The following is a 20576-nucleotide window of genomic DNA, read 5'->3' as shown; positions in this document are numbered from 1 at the left end:
GAAGTGAGTACAACGGCTCGAAGCGGTGGTTAAAGCTTGGCCCCTTATCGTTCCAGCCCTCGGAATTTGCCAAGATGGCGGTGATTCTCTTCCTGCCCTGGGTGATGGAGCGCACGAAAGGCCGGTCCGACAGTCTCTGGTTTATGGCAAAGGCGGTGCTGTGCACCCTGCCGATTGCAGCGCTTGTCGGAAGCAATAACTTAAGTACGGCGATTATTCTGCTCGGAATCTGTGCGTTTCTGATCTTTATCTCACATCCGGGCTACCTGCCGTTTCTCGGAATCGGAGGCGCCGGCATCGGGTTTATCGCGGTTTTTCTGATGATGGAGAGCTACCGCCTCGAACGCCTTGCCATCTGGCGCAACCCGGAGGCGTACGAGAAGGGGTTCCAGACCATTCAGGGACTCTATGCGATCGGCAGCGGGAGAATCTTTGGATGCGGGCTTGGAAAAGGCCTGCAGAAGCTCGGCTTTGTGCCGGAAGCGCAGAATGATATGATCTTTTCGATTATCTGTGAGGAGGGCGGACTCTTCGGCGCCTGCCTGGTGATCGCCGTGTTTGCGGTGCTGATCTGGCGCCTGATGGTCATTTCGATCCATGCGCGGGATCTTGGCGGGGCACTGATTGCGGGCGGAATTATGGGGCATATTGCGCTTCAGGTGATTTTAAATATTGCGGTTGTAACGAATACGATTCCGAATACCGGCATTACGCTGCCTTTTATCAGTTACGGCGGCACCTCCGTGCTGTTTCTGCTCGGCGAGATGGGGCTTGCCCTGTCGGTCTCGAGGGACACCGATTAAAAAGGCGGAAAAGCGCTGCAGAACGGGAACAAAACGGGAGTGTAATGCATACCGTAAAAAGAGAGGCCGGATGGGAGAGAACAGGTGGGAGTATATCAGATTCTCGGCGGAAGGCGGCTTTGCGGAACGGTAACAGTCCAGGGTTCCAAAAATGCCGTTCTTCCCATGATCGCGGCGGCGGTTCTGACAAAAGAGGAGGTCGTGCTGGAAGGCTGCCCGAAGATTTCCGATGTGGAGGATATGGCGGAGATTGTAAGAAGCCTTGGCGGAACAGTCTGGTGGGAGAGGAATGCGCTCCACCTGAACTGTGAAAAGATCGAAAAAAGCCGTGTGGAGGGAGCGCTTTCGAAGAGACTGCGCGCCTCTCTTTTGTTTCTGGGAAGTCTTCTTGCAAGGACAGGAGAGGCATACCTTGCAGGGGCCGGCGGCTGCCGGATCGGAAAGCGGCCGACGGACCTGCATCAGAGGGCAATGGAGCTTCTGGGAGCCGAGGTCTCCGAGGAGGACGGCACCATTCGGGCAAAGGCAGATCATCCGAAAGGAGCCGTGCTCTGCTTTCCGAAAAAGAGCGTCGGGGCGACGGAAAATGCGGTTCTTTTTGCTGTCGGAGCGGAAGGTGCAACAAGGCTGGAGCACTGTGCGCGGGAGCCGGAAGTGGTTCACCTCTGCCGGTTTCTTAAGGCCATGGGAGCGGAGATTACCGGCGAGGGGACGGAGCAGATTACCGTTTACGGAAGGCAGGGAAAGAGACTGCTGTCCGGCTGCCGGTATCGTGTTCCGGGTGACCGGATCGCGGCAGGGACATATCTTCTGATGGGCGCGGCGACGCGGGGGCACCTGACGCTTTCCGGCGCGCCGCTGGACGAAATGGGGGCGGTTCTGTCCCTCTATCAGAAAATAGGTGGACAATATACAAGGAAGAGTGGTACACTGGTAGCAGACAGCCAAAACGTGCAGCATGCTGTTCCGTACGTGGAGACAGAGGAATATCCCGGTTTTCCGACGGATCTGCAGTCGCTGTATCTGGCGGCAGCGATGACGCTGGAAGGAAAAAGCTGTATCTGTGAAAATGTATTTGAGGACCGCCTCCGGACGGCAGAGGAGCTGCAGAAAATGGGCGGTACGCTGCAGATCTGCGGAAAATGGCTGACGGCCGAAAAAAGCCGTCTGCACGGTGCAGAAGTTGTTTCCCAGGATCTTCGGGGCGGCGCGGCACTCGTATCGGCGGCGCTTGCCGCAGAAGGATTTTCCACAATCCGGCAGACAGAACTGATTGAGCGGGGGTATGAACGGTTTCCAGAAACGCTCCGGGAACTCGGAGCCAAGATTATCGTAGAAAAAGAAATATGAGACAGAAAAAAAACAGAAAAAAGAAGAAAAACAGAAAAATACGGATTCTGACCGGGGTGGTGCTTGGCGTCGGCCTTGCAGGTGCCTTGTTTTTTAATGTGTTCAAAATCCGCAATATCCAGGTGGCGGGGAACACCCGGTATACAAAAGATGAAATCAAAGAGATGGTTGCGGACGACAAGTGGATGAAAAACACGGTGCTTCTTACGACGTTTCATTCGAAGGCTGATATGAGCGATATTCCTTTTATGAACTCTGTAGAGTTTACGTTTGTAAGCTATGACACCATCTGCATCCAGGTAAATGAGAAAAAAGTGGTCGGTTATGTCGGGTACGAAGGCCAGAAGGTCTATTTTGACAAGAACGGCATCGTGCTGGAGTGCGTGGACGAGGAGCAGGAAACACCTGCGGAGGGTGAGTCTTCCGACGGAACCGCCTCCGATGGAACGAGTGCGGATGGATCCCTTACGAGTGAGCCGCTTGCATCCGAAAGCAGTACGTCCGACGGTGCGCTCTCGGCGGATACGATTAAAAGTGCACGTGTGACAACGGCAGACTTTCAGCCGACCCTTTCCGATGTTCCGCTTGTAACAGGACTTACGTTTGACTATGTGACCGTGAACGAGCAGCTCCCGGTTGAAAAACCGGCAGTTTTCCGCACCATGCTTGCACTTACGAGAATGACGGAGAAATACAATATCACGCCGGACAGTGTGGAATTTAATGAGAACAGCGAAATTATTCTGCATTACTATGATACCGTGCGGATTCTGCTTGGAACCGATACGGCGTTAGAAGAAAAGATGACGCGCGTAGCAGCAATCCTGCCGAGCCTTTCCGGTCTTTCCGGAGAACTCCATATGGAGGATTACAAGGACGGCGACAGCAGCTTTGTCTTCTCGAAAGATGTATAAGAGGAAAGGAAAGCCGTCAAAAAAACGCAATAATCCTGAATTTTTTATGAAATACGAAAAAAACAGTTGATTATTTTCCGAAGAAATTATATTATATCTTTATGTATGACCATCAGAATATCAGACTATTTTGAGATAGACAGCAGTTCATAATCAAAAGGAGGAAGTTGAAATTGTTAGAGATCATGACAAATGAGGCAGAATCATCTGCAAAGATTATCGTAATCGGTGTAGGTGGTGCAGGAAATAATGCTGTAAATAGAATGGTGGAGGAATCCATCGGCGGCGTTGAATTCGTTGGAATCAACACCGATAAACAGGCGCTGACCCTCTGTAAGGCACCTACCATTCTCCAGATCGGCGAGAAGCTGACCAAGGGACTGGGCGCAGGAGCAAAACCTGAGGTTGGAGAGAAAGCAGCCGAGGAGAGCATCGAAGAGCTCAAACAGATCATGGAAGGCGCTGATATGGTATTCGTCACCTGCGGTATGGGCGGCGGAACCGGAACAGGTGCAGCACCGGTTGTAGCAGGCGTTGCAAAAGAAATGGGCATTCTGACCGTCGGCGTTGTAACAAAACCGTTCAAATTCGAGGCAAGAACCCGTATGAGCAATGCGCTGATGGGAATCGAAAAGCTCGAGGAAAACGTAGATACCCTGATCGTGATCCCGAACGACAAACTTCTTGAAATCGTAGACCGCCGGACAACCATGCCGGAGGCATTAAAGAAAGCAGACGAGGTTCTGCAGCAGGCCGTACAGGGCATCACAGACCTGATCAACCTGCCGGCACTCATCAACCTCGACTTCGCAGATGTTCAGACCGTTATGACCGACAAGGGTATCGCCCACATCGGTATCGGTGAGGCAAAGGGCGACGACAAAGCACTCGAGGCTGTACAGCAGGCTGTTTCCAGTCCGCTGCTTGAGACCACCATCGAGGGTGCAAGCCACGTTATCATCAACATTTCCGGAGATATCTCCCTTATGGATGCAAACGATGCTGCAAGCTACGTACAGAATCTGGCTGGAGAGGATGCAAACATCATCTTCGGTGCTATGTATGATGATTCTGTTACCGATACAGCGAAGATCACCGTTATCGCAACAGGCCTCAACGATGCAACTGCGAAACAGGCAAGCGTATCCCGCAAAGAGTCGGCAGATGCAAGAAAGAGCGCATTCTCCAGCAGCAGTTTCTCTGCGCAGGCAGCCGCTCCGGTACACACTGCTCCGAAAGCTTCCGCTCCGGTACAGCCGCAGCCACAGGTTCAGGTGCAGCCGCAGGTACAGGCTCAGCAGACCATGACAAGCAATGTTCCGAAAAAGGACATCCAGATCCCGGATTTCTTAAGAAACCGCAGATAAGCAAAGAATAATAAGTAAATAACGAATTTGCATCGACACGCCGCAGACCGAAAATGTTGCGGCGTGTCGAAGTTTGTTGATCAAAAAAGAAGGTCATTCTTCCGAAAACGACAAAAAATTCACCCCCTTCCGTCTATAATAGGGTCTGTTAGAAATTCAGACCATGCAAAAGGCGCAGGGGGTGTTTTTTTGCACTATGAGATCTTTCTGGATCTTCTCTTTGCAGAGAATCTTCTGCTGAATTATACTATTCTGCGCCTTTCCTCCTTTCTTCTGAAACGATCTGCCACGCGAAGAAGGAGTTTTGCGGCAGCCGCGCTCGGCGCCGGTTATGCGGTGCTGTATGCCGTGCTTGCACGGTATCTGCCGGGTGCGCTGCTCGCCCTGGTCGGAATCGGAATTACAACAGGGATGGTGAAATCTGGCTGCAGAATCACGACAGTACGGGATCTTGCGGTGGGAATGGCAGGCTATATACTGTCCGGTTTTCTGATCGGCAGTGCATACCGCCTGTTCCGGGAGCTGATGCCGGGAAGGGGAATTTTACTTTTCTTCTTTTCCGGGAGTGCCGCATATGCGGGAACGCTCCTCCTGCTGAAGATCCGAAAGGAGATGCTCCTGGAACACGCCAGGCAGGTTACGGTACAGCTTGTGCAGAATGGGAAATGGAAAAAAGTAAAAGGACTGTACGACACAGGCAATACTTTGCGGGATGCCACAACCAAAAAGCCGGTCTCGGTCGTACCGTACACTGTGATACTCGAATTGTTCCCGGACGAAATGCGGACAGGGATTGCGGCGCTTGCAAGGCACGAGACGGTGCCGGAGCCGGAACGGCTTCTTGCGCTGCAGCCCCGTTACATACCGTTTCGCGGACTGGAAGGCCGGGGTTTTCTGCCGGTGATCAGGATCTCGGAAATGATTCTTGTGACAGAACATACAGCCAGGCACATAAGCGGACCGCTGATTGCGCTTGGCGGAGAAAATAGTTCATCTCCCAGGGGCTATGAAATAATTTTGCATCCAGATCTCATGGAAGGACAGGAGGAATGAAGTATGCTGCAGGCTGCACTGCCAAACGGATTCCGGCTTCGTATGCTGCCGCGGTCCGTACCGGCTGTATTTCGTCAGACAGGGGAGATTTTCTATATCGGAGGCGCAGACGTTCTCCCGGCGCCTCTGGAGGGTCAGGCGGAGGCTGACGCGATCGCCGGGCTTTCCGATCCGGAAAACGAGACGGCGAGGAGCGAGCTGATCGAACACAATCTGCGTCTCGTCGTCTACATTGCACAGAAATTTGACAACACGGGAGTCGGTGTGGAGGATCTGATCTCGATTGGGACGATCGGCCTCATCAAGGCGATCAACACATTCAATCCGGAGAAAAAGATCAAGCTCGCCACGTACGCGTCCCGGTGCATCGAGAACGAGATTCTGATGTATCTGCGGAGAAACAACAAGACGCGCATGGAAGTTTCGATTGATGAGCCACTCAATGTGGACTGGGATGGAAATGAACTGCTTTTGTCCGATATCCTCGGAACGGAGGAGGATGTGATTTACCAGGGACTCGAGCAGGAGGCGGAACACCGTGTGCTCGGAAGTGCGATCAGTAAGCTTTCGGAGCGGGAGCAGGTGATTGTGAAGCTCCGGTTCGGCATTAATATGCCGGAGGGACGGGAGAAAACGCAGAAGGAAGTTGCGGATCTTCTCGGGATTTCCCAGTCGTATATCTCGCGGCTGGAAAAACGGATTATGAAACGGCTGCGGAAAGAGATTGCGCGGTATGAATAGAGAATAAATAGGAATTGAGAATAGAACAATGCCCTGCCCGGAAGAAACAAAAAAGGTTTCTGCCCGGGCGGGGCATTGCCGGTCATCGGTTAAAAAGGGTTACAGCGTCTCAAACCGGCATACGGTGCAGGCATGCGGAGCAAGCGCTGCAGAGAAACTGCCGTTTAAAGTGAGCTTTTCGCCGCAGCAATTGCTTGTTTTTTTCTGATAAGAAAAGTATAATAGAGAGCATAGTGCAAAACAAGAAGACAAACCGGATAAAAGAGGTAATTTTTTGATGGAAGATCTGATCGGAGTATATGGAATCCTGGATCGGGCTCACTGGCCGGAAGCTCCGTTTCAGCTGCTGGACGGCGGAGTGGAGATAAGATGGAAGGAACCGTATGCGTTTCATAATGCAGAGAGGGGAACGTATTCCGGGAGGAAACCGGCGTTTCCAATGGAAACTATTTTGGAAAAGTTTTCCGTCATCATATGGGAATTTCACCATCGTCGTACCGGAAAGAACGGCAGAACGGTGCCGTCTGAAATCTGAGTTTTGTACGAAGAAATAAAGGGAGGAAACAAAACAAATGGAACGAGAAACATTCCAATCGCGCCTTGGCTTTCTTCTGCTTTCAGCAGGATGTGCCATCGGCATCGGAAATGTATGGAAATTTCCGTACATGGTAGGAAACAACGGAGGCGGCATTTTCGTGCTGTTTTACCTGCTGTTTCTTGCCATCATGGGAGTCCCGATTCTGTCGATGGAGCTTGCCATCGGAAGAGGAAGCAAAAAGAGTACCGTGCGCGCGTATGGGGAACTGGAAAAGAAAGGCCAGAAGTGGCATATCCACGGATACGTTGCCCTCATCGGAAACTACCTGCTGATGATGTTCTACACCGTCGTTGCAGGCTGGATGCTGTACTATTTCTACGGCTTTTTAACCGGAAAATTCAGCGGCCTGACAGGCGATGCCGTAACCGGAAAATTCAATGAGATGCTTTCATCTCCGTCGATTCTTGTCATTACCATGCTGATTATTACAATTGCAGGCTTTCTGATCTGTTCGGTGGGTCTGCAGAACGGCGTGGAGCGTGTCACAAAGGTGATGATGATCGTGCTGATGGTCATCATGATTTTCCTTGCGGTTTACAGTTTTACGATGCCGGGTGCCAAAGAGGGACTGAAATTCTATCTGGTGCCGGATATGCAGCAGATCGAACAGGTGGGATTGTTCCACATTATCACAAACGCGATGAGCCAGGCATTTTTTACGCTGAGCCTTGGTATCGGCGCGATGCTGATTTTCGGCAGCTACTTAAACGGCGGAAAATCCCTGCTCGGCGAGGCAGTCAGCATTGCAGCGCTCGATACGTTTGTAGCGATTACCGCAGGCCTCATCATTTTCCCGGCGTGCTTCTCCTACAACGTACAGCCGGACAGCGGCCCGAAGCTGATCTTTATGACGCTGCCGCACATTTTCACCTCGATGAAGGGCGGACGGATTTTCGGAAGCTTTTTCTTCCTGTTCCTGTTCTTTGCAGCGCTGTCCACCATCATCGCTGTATTTGAGAATATCATGTGCTGCTTTTCCGAGATTTTCGGCGTTTCCAGAAAACAGTCAGCCATCATCAACTGCATTCTGGTGATCTTAGGATCTCTGCCGTGTGCGCTCGGCTACAACGTGTGGTCCGGCTTCCAGCCGCTCGGCGCAGGAAGCACCGTTCTTGATCTTGAGGACTTTATCGTCAGCAATCTGCTGCTGCCGGTCGGCTCTCTGATTTATCTTTTGTTCTGTACCTCGAAATGGGGCTGGGGCTTCAAAAACTACCAGGCAGAGGCAAATAAGGGTGAGGGCCTGAAAGTGCCGGACTGGGTACGGGTTTATCTTTCCTATATTCTGCCGCTGCTCCTTCTTGTATTGATTGTTCAGGGCCTGATTGGATAAAAAGGTCAATATCAGGCAAAAAAAAGATAAGAAAAGAACTGGAAAAAAAGCAGCAGATACGAGATAATAGAATACAAGAAACCAGTTATGTGCCGGGACCTGGAAGTTCGTTCAGGTGTTCCGGCACATGTTGGATAGAAAAGAATACAGGTGAAAGGGGAACAACATGGGAAAATTTACACCACTCGATTTTGAAAAATATGCAGCGCTTGCCCGCCAGGCAGCAGCAGAGGGCTGTGTTCTTCTGAAAAATGACAACGAGGCACTCCCGCTTCAGAAAGGGGATAAAGTAGCTGTTTTCGGAAGAATTGCATTCCACTATTACAAGAGCGGACTTGGCTCCGGCGGACTCGTCAACACCAAATATGTGGTCGGCATTCTGGATGCCTTAAAAGAAGAAAAAGACATCACACTCGATGAGAACCTTCTTGGAACGTATGAGAAATGGGTCGAAGAAAATCCGTACGATGAAGGCCAGGGCTGGGGAAAAGTGCCGTGGTCCCAGAAAGAGATGGAGCTGACCGACGAGATCGTGGAGAGCGCAAAAGGCGCCGATGCAGCCATTGTTGTCGTAGGCCGTACCGCAGGTGAGGATCAGGACAACAAAAACGAGGCAGGCAGCTATCTCTTAACCGATACCGAAAAAGAGATGGTAGAAAAAGTCAGCAAAGCATTTGCAAGAACCATCGTTGTGCTGAACGTCGGAAACATCATCGATATGAAATGGGTGAAAGAGTGCAATCCGGCAGCTGTTCTCTACGTATGGCAGGGCGGCCAGGAAGGCGGAAACGGAGTTGCCGATGTACTGATGGGAAGAGTCAATCCGTGCGGTAAGCTGACCGACACGATTGCAGAGAATATCGAGGACTATCCGTCCACAAGCTGCTTCGGCGATCTGACCCGCAACGAGTACAAGGAGGATATCTACGTCGGATACCGCTACTTTGAGACCTTTGCAAAAGAGAAAGTATTATATCCGTTCGGTTTTGGTCTTTCTTATACGACCTTTGCCGTGACCGCGGAGGCAGAAGAGAAAGATGTTGACAATGTAACCGTGACGGCAACCGTTGAAAATACCGGCAAAGTGGATGGTAAAGAGGTTGTCCAGGTTTATGTAAAAGCTCCGCAGGGCGTTCTTGGAAAACCGTCCCGCGCACTCGTCGGTTTTGCAAAGACCGGTGTTCTTGCACCAGGCGCAAAAGAGACTCTGACGATCGATGTGACCAAAGAGAGCTTTGCATCCTACGATGACAGCGGTGCAACCGGCCACAAATCCTGCTACGTACTCGAAGAGGGCAGTTATGAGTTCTACGTCGGAAGCGATGTCAGAAGCGCAGCCTTTGCCGGTGCATACGAGCAGCCGTTCAAAGTGGTTGAGACCCTGACCGAGGCCATGGCTCCGGTAGAAGCATTTGAGCGCATGAAAGCTGTTCCGGGCGAAGACGGAACGTTAAAACCGGGATATGAGGCAGCTCCTCTGCGCACCGTAGATCCGATCGAGCGCATGAAAGAAAACCGCATGGAGCCGATCACCTATACCGGTGACAAAGGCTACAAGCTCGGTGATGTCCTGGATAAGAAAGTAACGATGGAAGAGTTCGTGGCACAGCTTTCCGATGAAGATCTGATCTGCATCTTCCGCGGCGAGGGCATGTGCAGCCCGAAGGTTACTCCGGGAACCGCAGCAGCATTCGGCGGTCTGACACCGGAACTGCAGGAATTCGGTATTCCGGCAGCCTGCTGTACCGACGGCCCGTCCGGACTCCGCTTTGACTGCGGAACGAGAGCTTTCTCCATGCCGAACGGAACTCTGCTTGGCTGTACGTTTGACCTTCCGCTTGTAGAAGATCTGTACGAGATGGCAGGACGTGAGATGAGACAGAACCGTGTCGATGCCCTGCTCGGACCTGGCATGAATATCCACAGGAACCCGCTGAACGGCCGTAACTTCGAGTATATCTCCGAGGATCCGTACCTGACCGGATGGATCAGTGCCGTACAGATTCTTGGTATGGAAAAATCCGATGTAACCGGAACCATCAAACACTTCTGTGCAAATAACCAGGAGTCCAACCGAAATCATGTGGACGCCGTTGTTTCCGAGCGTGCCCTGCGTGAGATCTATCTGAAGGGATATGAAATCGCAGTCAAAGAAGGCGGCGCAAGATCCATCATGAGCACTTACGGACCGGTCAACGGCATCTGGACTGCAGGAAATTACGATCTGCTGACCACGATTCTGCGCGGTGAGTGGAACTATGACGGCTTCGTTATGACCGACTGGTGGGCAATGTCGAACCGCGAGGGATATGAAGCAACCAGAACAACCCATGCACCGATGGTATCCGCCGGAAACGATGTCTTCATGGTATGCACCGACTGCTCCGATATGGGACAGGACGATGTAAAAGAAGCACTGGAAAACGGCGAGATCACAAGAGGCGACCTGCAGAGAAATGCGATGAATGTTCTGCATTTCATCCTTGGAACTCCAAGCATCTTACGATTCCTGGACCGCATCAGCAAGGAAGAGAAAGAAGCACAGGAGCAGATGGGCGACAACGATTTTGCTGCAGCAGACCTTGTAACATACGAGGCAGATCCGGCAACGGGAGATGTTGTGATTGATGCATCCGCATGGAATACGAAAAAAGGCAACAGCGAAGTATGCGGCGTTACGATTCTGGCTGACAAGATGGGAACGTACGATATCGAAATCGAGATGAAATCCGATCTGGAAGACCTCGCACAGCTGCCGGTAACCGTGTACATCGACAATATCGTAAAAACCGTGATCAGCATCCGTGGAACAAAGGGTGAGTGGATCAAAGAGACGAGAGACCTTGGTTTCTTCTTCGGCTCGAACCACTACCTGAAGCTGTACTTCGGTGCAAATGGCCTGGAGCTTGGAAAGATCCGCCTGAAGTTAAGAGAAGGCATGGAAGTACTGAGCAAACACGAGGAATAAATAAAAAAAGAAATACAGAGAAAAACCGGAACCCGGGAGCCGCTGTCTGGAAGCGGTGCCGGGTTCCGGTTTTTCGTATGAAAGAAGATTTTTATGGAAGAAGCTGTTTTTCAGTGAAGCTCGTCCTCATCCACATCAATCACATTGTCATCGTGCAGGATTTTCTGCTGGTTGATTTCGGTCTGGATGACATTTTTGATCCGGCGTTTTGCGCGGCCCATGTAGTAGGTGGTGACAAGATCGGAAATGCCGCTGTAGATAAGGCAGATACCGATGAAAATGTTGGTAGTGGCAACAGCATCAAACGGATTCGTGCAGATGATGATGCCGAGAACGCTGGTTAACAGAGCCAGCAGAAATTCGAGCCACCATTTTTCCAGACCTGCTTTTTTGAGGTTGAATGCTTTCTGAATGCTGAGCAGTCCGTTTGCCAGAAGGATGATACCGATGACAACCGGAATGAATGCGATCACAAGGTCACTCTCAAAGATAACGAAGCAGCCGAACAGAATCAGCACCAGGGCAACGAACAGATCGTAGCGGAAGAAAAACGGTTCGCCGCGGCTTGCAATGTAGCGGATCAGCGCAACAACGCCGCCGAACAGGAGCAACGCTCCGGCGATATAACAGATCAGCAAACTCGTTTTTACGGGGTAGACGATCAGCACGATACCTAGTATAATAGAGACAGCGGCTGAAAGCAGGAAACTGTTTTTCACATCCTGAAAAAATTGTTTCATAAGGATTCTCCTTTCCACTTGAATGTGGTTTTTCGTTTGCTTTTATAGTAGCTTTTCAAAGCAGAAAAAGCAATGGACAAATTGAAAAAAATGTACGAAGAAATGGAATCGTGAAACGGAAGAAAGAGAGGGTAAAAAAGATGCAGGACGAACAGAAAAAGTTCCAGGAGAAGCTCTCCGAATTGCTGTCCTACGCCAGAAACCATGAAAATAAAGTAACGATGAAAGAAGTCAGAGACTTTTTTGAAGACTTTGCACTGGATGAGCAGAAAGTCACCTTTGTCTGCGAATATCTGACGATGGAGCAGGTCGATGTGGCAGATTATGAGCCGGGCGTCGTGCCGGAGGAGACCGAAAAAGAAAAGAAAAAACCGGAGTTTTCCGAGGAGGAGCTGCGTGCCTTACAGCAGTATCTTGACGAACTGCCGGAGACAGAAACACCGTCGGAGGAAGAAACGGCAGAGCTTTACCGGAAAGCGGCAGAGGGAGATTCCCTTGCAAAGAGCATGCTCGTGCAGCTCTGGCTTCCGAAAGTTATTGAGACCGCAAAAGAAATGCACACCCGCGATTTCTTCCTGATGGATCTGGTGCAGGAGGGAAATGTCGGACTTTTAGTAGCGCTGGAGTCCGTTGTAAAAGCTGAGACGGCGGAGCAGGCGATTGATGCGGCTGTGCGTGAGACGATCAGCGATTTCATGGAAGAACACAGAGTTCAGAAACACAAGGACAATACTGTAGTCAATAAAGTAAACCGCTTAAAAGACGCCATCGAGGAACTCTCCGACGGCGATGACATGGATTTCAGTGTGGCAGAGCTTTCCGCGTATCTTGACATGTCCGTGGAAGAGATTGAGGATATTCTGCGGATTGCAGGCGAAGAGCCGTAAAAAAGGCTGGTATTTGCACAGAAACTGTGTGAATTGGCAATAAAACAAAAGCAAAGGAGAAAAATACAATGGTACATCATATTGTTATGTGGAAATTCAAACCGGAAGTAGAGGATGCAAAGAAACCGGAGCTGAAAAAAGCGATGGCAGAGAACCTGAAAAGCCTGGTCGGCAAAGTGCCGGGACTGTTGACGGTTGACTTTGTAGAAGCACCGCTTGCATCTTCCACCCATGATATGGCACTTGTCACAACCCTGGAAAAAGCAGAGGATGTAGCTGTTTATGCAAAACATCCGGAGCACGTAAAAGTAGCAGACACCTATGTACGTCCGTACACAACGGAGCGTGCGGCACTCGATTACGAAGAGTAAAAACAGGCACGCTCTAGCTCGTTGCCCGTGTAAATAAAAAAGTATCCCGATTCCCAAAAAGGAACGGGATACTTTTTTTGTGCCGGGAAGATCAATTCCTGATCTGGTGAATACGTTTCATTTAAGTGTTTTTCTGCTCTTCCTTCTGCAGTTCGTCAATTGTAAGCAGCAGCTCATCGATGGAAACCTCTTCGTCCTCCGGATCTTCCGTAAATTCTCTGACCAGTTCTTCGTACGTTCTTCTTCTGTGTTCCAGCGCTTTCCGCGACCGCTCCCGCCGGATGCGGCGGACATACCGCAGGCGGAGGACAAAGAGCAGAAGCAGAACGAGAAGGACAAACGGTATCGCCAGAAAAACAGGATCTGCCTTCCGGATACGGGCAAAAAGGGATGCACCGGCCGAGGCAAGATGGCGGAACCAGGAAGCGGCATGCACAGTGCCTTTCCAGAACGCTGCGAAATGGGAAGCCACAGATGAGAAGGAAACCGTGGATGATGCCGGTGCTTTGGAAACGGCCGGTTCCGGTGTCTGAGTTATGGTCGGTGTTTCGGCCGGCGTCGCAGTGGCAGTCGGCGTCGGTGTCGCCGTCGGAACCGGCTCAAAGGTTACGGCAAGCGTATGGTCCGCCTGAACATCCGAAAAAGTATAGCTGTCCGGATATTCCGTTACCGGAAGATAGGAGCCGTCTACGGAGAGCTTTGCAAGCCGGTAGCCGGAATCCGCTGTGTAGGAAATCGTTTTTTCTTCCCCACGGGAAACGTCGCCGCTTTCCGAGACGGAACCGTGCTCCGCAGATGATGTGGAAATGTGGAACAGATACGGCACCCGTGTGCGGTACAGACGGAGAAGCCGGGTTCCATCGGATTTCTGCAGATTTACAATGGCAATAAATTCACCCGGATTCGTCTCGCAGAGTCCTTCCGGTTCGTTGGAGACAATATCGTCGGAAAAACCAAAATCAACAGCATCATCGGAAAGAAGCGTTTTCTGGGAAATCGAATACGTCTGAAGAAAATTTCCGATTCCGAGGTGCATCGTCAGCGGAAAGATGAAAAAAAGATCACCGGAAACACAGAGATCCTGAAAGTTTTCCATATAAAAATCAAAAGGATACGTTCCCCAGTCATCTACCACCTGAAAAGAAGCATCGAGAATTTTGAAACTGTAGCCGCCGTTCGTATCGGTCTGGATCAGATAGCCTCCCGTGGAGGGAAGGTAGTCGATGCCGAGGATATTGTAGCTGTCGGAAATCTGCACCCGCTCTTTCTGCTCCAGCGTATCTGGATCGAGACGGAAGATGCACCCGAAATTCGACGCATCCGGACTGCTGTAGCCGCTGACCAGGATTTCGTGTGTGACGGGATTGTATGCCATACCGTTGGCGTGCGCATAGTCCGCATCCTGCACCTGAAGTGCGAGCGAATACTGCGTGACGGGATTTCCATCCTTGTCGGTGTCATTTTTATAGTAGGCAGAGACCACATCGGGATCTGTCGTCAGATCGTTATAGTTTTCAATGCAGATGATATAGTCTTCTGTCGCGCAGACGGACTGTACCACGCCTGTGCTGCCAAGAAGCGGGTATTCTGCAACCATTTCCCAGGAAACGCCAGCAAATGGTGTATTGGAGGCAAAACCCGCCTGGCAGAGAATGGGGTGAGTCAGAAAGAGAAAAATGCCCAGAAAAAGGGCAAGAAAAAACCGGCCGGATTTCCTGCCGGTGGGAGATTTTATCGAAAAATTTGTAAATGCAAGCCGCATATGATGTGTAGGTCCTTTCTTACAGAAAAAAGGTGAACTTTTTCTGTCATCCTATCTTACCACGGAATCGGCGGAAAGTAAATGAAGGAGGGATGGAGATTTTCTTACATATCGTTTAAGAAAATGTAATAATTTTGTAGTGTTTGCCGATGCAAAGTAGTTGTAAACATTTTGCCGTCTTGGTAAAATAAACATAACAGAATTCAGAAAATTGTGAAGAAAAAGGAAAGGCGGAGAACCGATGATCAGAATCAAAGATATTGCAGACCGCGCCGGAGTCAGTCCGACGACGGTCTCAAATGTAATACACGGAAAGACCGGGCGTGTCTCGAAGGAGACGATTGAGAAAATCAACCGGATTTTAGAGGAGATGGAGTACGTGCCGAGCATCAGCGCGCGGATGCTGGCAAACAACAGCTCCGGCCTCATCGGCGTAGCGCTCGGCTTCATGAGAAAAGGAAATGCTTCCTCATTTGAGGATCCTTTCGTATCGGCGATGCTTGGAAACCTGGAGTATCAGATCCGGGAACACGGCTATCATATGATGCTGGTTGCGCGCCACGAGCAGGGCGATATTATGCAGCAGGCGCTTGGCTGGAATTTTGACGGCATGATTGCCATGGCGCTGAGCGAAAAAGAGATCGCAGAGCTCTCCGGGCGGCTTGGAAAACCGCTGGTGACCATTGACCAGTATCTTCCGCCGGAGCTTGGCGTCCGTTCCATCACGATGGATGACCGCGGCGGTGCTTACCAGATGGGCCAGTATCTGATCGGAAAGGGGCATAAAAAATTTCTCTTCCTGTCTGACTGCGACATCGGCGTCGATCATCACCGGTGGCTCGGTGTGCGGCAGGCGATGGAAGAGGCGGGAATCGGGGACTGTGAGAGCCGCCACATCGTGATTCCATGGGATCCGGAGAAACGGGAGAAGGCGTACGAGGAGATGCTGCCGTTTTTCAAAAAGCAGACAGCGCTCTTTTTCTCCTCCGATTACTATGCACTTGAAGCATCCAATTTCCTGCAGAACAAAGGGGTAAAAGTTCCGGAAGATATTTCTATTGCGGGCTTTGATGATGTCACCTATGCAACGCTTGCGCGGCCGAAGCTCACAACGGTGCACCAGATGGTGGATGGAAAAGCACGCTGCGCCGTGGAAGTGCTGATGCATCTGATCAAGAACGAGCCGGTACAGAAAGACATTCCGCCGCTGCCGACAACTCTGGTGGAGCGGGAATCCGTACGCGATCTGACAAGATGAATAATTACCAATTCCACAGGGAAACTTTTGTAAAATCTGCTGGTTTTGCGCAAAACTATTGAAAAACCAGAGCAACCTGTGGTAAACTATGGCCGAAAAGACAAAAACAAAGTACCCGGAATACGGGCATGAAATAAAAGGAGGATCACAGAAAATGGACAAAAAATGGTGGAAAGAAGCCGTCGTGTATCAGATTTATCCGCGCAGCTTCATGGACAGCAACGGAGACGGTATCGGAGATTTAAATGGTATCACTTCCCGTCTGGACTATTTAAAAGACCTTGGCGTGGATGTTATCTGGCTGTCACCGGTTTACCAGTCACCGAACGATGACAATGGATACGACATCAGCGATTATCAGGCGATCATGCAGGAGTTCGGAACGATGGAGGACTTTGACCGCATGCTTTCCGAGATGCACAAAAGAGGCATCAAGCTGGTTATGGACCTCGTTGTCAACCATACCTCAGATGAGCACAAATGGTTCGTGGAGAGCCGTAAATCAAAAGACAATCCGTACCGTGATTACTACATCTGGCGCGATCCGAAAGACGGAAAAGAGCCGAACAACTGGGGAAGCTGCTTCTCCGGCTCCGCATGGAAATACGATCCGCAGACCGAGATGTATTACCTGCATCTGTTCTCCACGAAACAGCCTGATCTGAACTGGGAAAACCCGACCGTAAGAAAAGAAGTTTTCGATATGATGAACTGGTGGTGCGAGAAAGGCATCGACGGCTTCCGTATGGATGTCATCAGCATGATCTCCAAACCGGAAGGACTGCCGGACGGAGAAATTCCGGAGGGCGGACTCTACGGTGATTCCGGCTGCGTAAACGGACCGCACGTTCATGAGTATCTGCAGGAGATGAACAAAGAAGTTCTTTCCAAATATGATCTGATGACCGTCGGCGAGTGTGCCGGTGTCACGATCGAGGAGGCAGAAAAATACGCATCCGCAGACGGCAAAGAGCTCAGCATGGTATTCCAGTTCGAGCTGGTTGAGCTGGCAGGCGGAAAATACGGCAAATGGACGGACAAACGCGTACCGCTCAAAGATTTCAAACGCGTCATGACAGCATGGCAGACGGAGCTTGAGGGCAAGGCATGGAACAGCCTCTTCCTTGGAAACCATGACCAGCCGCGCTGCCTGTCCCGTTTCGGCGATGATTCACCGGAATACCGCGTGGTAAGCGCCAAAATGCTGGCTACCTGCCTTCATATGATGCAGGGTACTCCGTACGTATACCAGGGTGATGAGCTCGGCATGAAGAACGTTCCATTCAACGATCTGTCCGAGTTCCGCGACATCGAGAGCATCAACGCCTTCAATGAGCTGACCGGAGCCGGAAAAGTAGCCCCGGATGACATGATGCGCTACCTGAACCTGCGCGGAAGAGACAACGCGAGAACCCCGATGCAGTGGGATGACAGTGCATCCGCAGGATTCACCACAGGCACACCGTGGATCAAAGTCGGACCGGATTACGAGACCGTCAACGCAAAGAATGAGATGGCAGATCCGGATTCCGTATACAACTATTACAAGAAACTGATCCATCTCCGCAAAGAGAAGGATATCATGGTTTATGGAACGTACGAGCTGCTCGATCCAGAAGACGAAGCGCTGTACGTATACACCAGAACGTTAGGTGACAAAAAACTCCTTGTGATGTGCAACTTCACAAAAGAGGAGCAGGAGTACACAGTTCCGGAAACCTTTGCGGGAGCAGATGTACTGATCAGCAACTATCCACAGAGCGGCGCAGCAGCGGGGGCAAGAAAACTGCGCGCGTATGAGGCAGTTGTTCTGGAAACCAAATAAAAAATGCAGAGGAACCTGTGGCAGAACGGACTTTTGCCACAGGTTCCCGTTCTCAAAATGCGGTAAAAACCGGTAAGAGTAAGAAAGGGGAAAACAAAACATGAAATCATATCTGAAGATGGAGACGCATCCGCTTGCAAATCCCGAGAATGTGATAAAAGGCGATAAATACCGTATCACAGTATTGACAGAGCATCTTCTTCGACTGGAATACAGTGAGGATGGTGAATTTATCGATGCGGCATCCCAGACGGTTGTAAACCGGGATTTTCCGGCCGTGGAATTTTCCGTCAAAGACACAGGCGATGAGCTGGAGTTACGCACAAAGTATCTGCAGCTGAATTATAACAAAAAATCATTTTCTTCAAACGGACTTTCCTGCAAAACAACCGCGGTCGGCATCAGTTCTGTACCGGCATGGCATTACGGAGATCCGACACAGGATCTTGGAGGAACGGCCCGTACGCTTGATCAGGTCAATGGAGCCTGTGATCTGGAACCTGGTATCATGTCCTGGTTTGGTTCCTCTGTTCTGGATGATTCGAAGTCGCTTCTGATGACAGAGGACGGCTGGGTGACTCCGAGAAAGAAAGGGGTACAGGATCTGTATTTCTTTGGCTATGGCTGGAATTTCCGTCTGGCATTAAAGGATTTCTACCACCTTTGCGGTAAGACTCCGATGCTTCCGAGATTTGCACTTGGAAACTGGTGGAGCCGTTACTGGCGTTACAGTGAAACATCCTATATGAAACTGATGGAAGACTTCGACAAAGAGAACGTTCCATTCTCGGTTGCTGTTATCGATATGGACTGGCACCGTGTAGACGATGTGGATCCGAAATACGGCAGCGGCTGGACCGGCTACAGCTGGAACAAAAAACTCTTCCCGGATCCGGAGCGTTTTCTTGGAAAACTCCATGCACGCGGCATGAAGACAACACTGAATGTCCATCCGGCAGACGGAATTCGTGCGTATGAGGACTGCTATCCGGAAGTAGCAGAGGCTATGGGAGTGGATGCAAAAAAAGAAGAGCCGGTCAATTTTGACATTGCGGATCCGAAATTTGTTGATGTATATTTTGACAAAGTCCATCATCCGATGGAAAAAGAGGGCGTCGATTTCTGGTGGATTGACTGGCAGCAGGGACAAAACACCAAGATCGAGGGTCTTGATCCGCTGTGGATGCTGAATCACTATCATTTTCTTGACAGTGGAAGAGACGGAAAACGTCCGATGACCTTCTCCCGCTACGCAGGACCGGGCTCCCACCGCTATCCGGTCGGATTTTCCGGAGACACCCACATCACCTGGGAATCCCTGGATTTCCAGCCATACTTTACCAGCACAGCCTCCAACATCGGCTACGGATGGTGGAGTCATGATATCGGCGGCCATATGCTTGGCTACCGTGACGATGAGCTTGAAGCAAGATGGTATCAGTACGGAGTATTTTCTCCGATCAACCGTTTGCACAGCTCTAACAGTGCCTTCAGTGGAAAAGAGCCTTGGAACTTCAGTATGGAAGTGCGCAGCACAATGGATGATTTCCTCCGTTTGCGTCATAAACTCGTACCGTATCTGTACACGATGAACTACCGTGCATGGAAAGAGGACACACCGATCGTTGTTCCGATGTATTATGATTACCCGGAGACGGTTTTCTGGGGCAAAAATCAGGCACCGAATCAGTATTTCTTCGGAAGCGAGCTGATGGTAACACCGGTGACAACGAAATGCATTCCGGAGCTGAAACGTGCAAAAACGAAAGTATGGCTGCCGGAGGGAACCTGGTTTGACTTCTTCAACGGAATGGTTTACGAGGGCGGCAGAAGCATGGATCTGTACCGCACACTCGAGGAGATCCCGGTTCTTGCAAAAGCCGGTGCCATCATTCCGATGACCGAGAAGATCAGTGCGCTTGATGTAGAGTCCAACCCGGACGAGCTGACTGTACGCGTTTATGCAGGTGCGGACAACAGCTTTACTCTGTATGAGGATGACAATACTTCGATGGCATATGAGAACGGCGACTGTGCAGAGACACCGATGAAGCTCGATTGGGCAGCACGGAGCTTTACAATTTCGCCGGTGGAGGGCAATCAGAGCCTTGTTCCGGAGAGCAGAACGTACGTCGTAGAATTCGGCGGAAGCACCGCGAAAGCAGCAAAAGTGCTGGTAAACGGCGTGGAAATCGATGCAGAAGCAGAAGAAAAAGACGGACTTCTTACCATCACCGTAACCGGTGTGAAACCGCAGGATACCGTTACTATCTGCCTGCCGGAAGATACCGAGGTGGCAAAGAACGATGTAGTGGCACGCGCGATGGATCTGCTGCTGCACGCAGAGATCAGCTACATCACCAAAGAGCTGGTTGCAAGACTGCTTGACAAAGCGAACGGCAAGGTGGCAATTCTCGCAGCTGAGCTGCAGAGCATGGATCTTTCCGATGATCTGCGCGGCGCACTGCTGGAGATCATCACTGCATAAAAAACGGATTTACAGAAAAAGAATTCTGTGATACGATACATACAAAAAAGGAAGAGAGCGTGGCAGTGGATTCTGTCAGGCTCTCTTCTTGAAATGTGAGACAGGAGGATTTTTAAAC

16 protein-coding genes are annotated in these 20576 nt (G+C 50.6%); 14 read left to right on the top strand and 2 right to left on the bottom strand.

Features of this window, described 5'->3' with window-relative positions:
• The 9 genes from ACY2VW_RS06710 to ACY2VW_RS06670 all read left to right on the top strand — a co-directional run.
• Positions 1–803 (top strand): FtsW/RodA/SpoVE family cell cycle protein (locus ACY2VW_RS06710; protein ID WP_461877505.1); only part of this gene is annotated, 803 nt, incomplete at its 5' end.
• Between the two features lie 84 nt (positions 804–887).
• On the top strand, positions 888–2153 hold the full coding sequence (gene murA, locus ACY2VW_RS06705; protein WP_461877504.1) for a UDP-N-acetylglucosamine 1-carboxyvinyltransferase: 1266 nt from the start codon (positions 888–890) through the stop codon (positions 2151–2153).
• Positions 2150–3067: a cell division protein FtsQ/DivIB gene (locus ACY2VW_RS06700; protein ID WP_461877503.1), complete on the top strand. Its 918-nt coding sequence runs from the start codon at positions 2150–2152 to the stop codon at positions 3065–3067. The genes murA and ACY2VW_RS06700 overlap by 4 nt, the downstream gene beginning before the upstream one ends.
• A 185-nt stretch (positions 3068–3252) precedes the next feature.
• The gene (ftsZ, locus tag ACY2VW_RS06695; RefSeq protein WP_461877506.1) at positions 3253–4434 is read left to right on the top strand and encodes a cell division protein FtsZ; all 1182 of its coding nucleotides are present in this window, start codon (positions 3253–3255) and stop codon (positions 4432–4434) included.
• A 189-nt stretch (positions 4435–4623) separates the two neighbouring features.
• The gene (locus ACY2VW_RS06690; RefSeq protein ID WP_461874177.1) at positions 4624–5487 is read left to right on the top strand and encodes a sigma-E processing peptidase SpoIIGA; all 864 of its coding nucleotides are present in this window, start codon (positions 4624–4626) and stop codon (positions 5485–5487) included.
• A 42-nt stretch (positions 5488–5529) separates the two neighbouring features.
• Complete coding sequence (gene sigE, locus ACY2VW_RS06685) at positions 5530–6228, top strand: RNA polymerase sporulation sigma factor SigE (protein ID WP_330378078.1); 699 nt, start codon at positions 5530–5532, stop codon at positions 6226–6228.
• A 277-nt stretch (positions 6229–6505) separates the two neighbouring features.
• Positions 6506–6763, top strand: coding sequence for a hypothetical protein (locus ACY2VW_RS06680; RefSeq protein WP_461877502.1), 258 nt, complete (start codon positions 6506–6508; stop codon positions 6761–6763).
• A 37-nt stretch (positions 6764–6800) separates the two neighbouring features.
• Positions 6801–8159, top strand: coding sequence for a sodium-dependent transporter (locus ACY2VW_RS06675; RefSeq protein WP_461877501.1), 1359 nt, complete (start codon positions 6801–6803; stop codon positions 8157–8159).
• Positions 8160–8325: 166 nt separating this feature from the next.
• Entirely contained in the window at positions 8326–11127 is a 2802-nt protein-coding gene (locus ACY2VW_RS06670; protein WP_461877500.1) for a glycoside hydrolase family 3 protein, read from the top strand.
• Positions 11128–11237: 110 nt separating this feature from the next.
• Here the strand turns inward: ACY2VW_RS06670 and ACY2VW_RS06665 are convergent, their stop codons facing one another.
• Positions 11238–11867, bottom strand: a complete 630-nt coding sequence (locus ACY2VW_RS06665) for an HdeD family acid-resistance protein (RefSeq protein ID WP_461877499.1) — start codon at positions 11865–11867, stop codon at positions 11238–11240.
• A gap of 140 nt (positions 11868–12007) precedes the next feature.
• On the opposite strand from ACY2VW_RS06665, the gene ACY2VW_RS06660 reads away from it, so the two are divergent.
• Together ACY2VW_RS06660 and ACY2VW_RS06655 are read left to right on the top strand one after the other, a co-directional pair.
• Positions 12008–12754 (top strand): RNA polymerase sigma factor region1.1 domain-containing protein, encoded by a 747-nt coding sequence (locus ACY2VW_RS06660; protein ID WP_022462611.1) that lies wholly within the window; start codon positions 12008–12010, stop codon positions 12752–12754.
• 68 nt (positions 12755–12822) lie between these two features.
• Positions 12823–13125, top strand: a complete 303-nt coding sequence (locus ACY2VW_RS06655; RefSeq protein WP_022462610.1) for a Dabb family protein — start codon at positions 12823–12825, stop codon at positions 13123–13125.
• Between the two features lie 121 nt (positions 13126–13246).
• Here the strand turns inward: ACY2VW_RS06655 and ACY2VW_RS06650 are convergent, their stop codons facing one another.
• Positions 13247–14722 (bottom strand): InlB B-repeat-containing protein, encoded by a 1476-nt coding sequence (locus ACY2VW_RS06650; RefSeq protein ID WP_461877498.1) that lies wholly within the window; start codon positions 14720–14722, stop codon positions 13247–13249.
• A 406-nt stretch (positions 14723–15128) separates the two neighbouring features.
• Between ACY2VW_RS06650 and ACY2VW_RS06645 the strand changes: the two genes are divergently transcribed.
• From ACY2VW_RS06645 to ACY2VW_RS06635, 3 genes are all read left to right on the top strand, one after another.
• On the top strand, positions 15129–16145 hold the full coding sequence (locus ACY2VW_RS06645; RefSeq protein ID WP_461877497.1) for a LacI family DNA-binding transcriptional regulator: 1017 nt from the start codon (positions 15129–15131) through the stop codon (positions 16143–16145).
• Positions 16146–16299: 154 nt separating this feature from the next.
• A complete protein-coding gene (locus ACY2VW_RS06640; RefSeq protein WP_461877496.1) occupies positions 16300–17970 on the top strand; it encodes a glycoside hydrolase family 13 protein in 1671 nt (556 codons plus the stop codon).
• 100 nt (positions 17971–18070) lie between these two features.
• Positions 18071–20458, top strand: a complete 2388-nt coding sequence (locus ACY2VW_RS06635; protein ID WP_461877495.1) for a glycoside hydrolase family 31 protein — start codon at positions 18071–18073, stop codon at positions 20456–20458.
• Positions 20459–20576: the final 118 nt, after the last annotated feature.

The organism is Fusicatenibacter sp. (assembly GCF_977045365.1).
The sequence above is the reverse complement of the archived record's forward strand: the minus strand, read 5'-3'. Positions and strand labels throughout refer to the sequence as shown.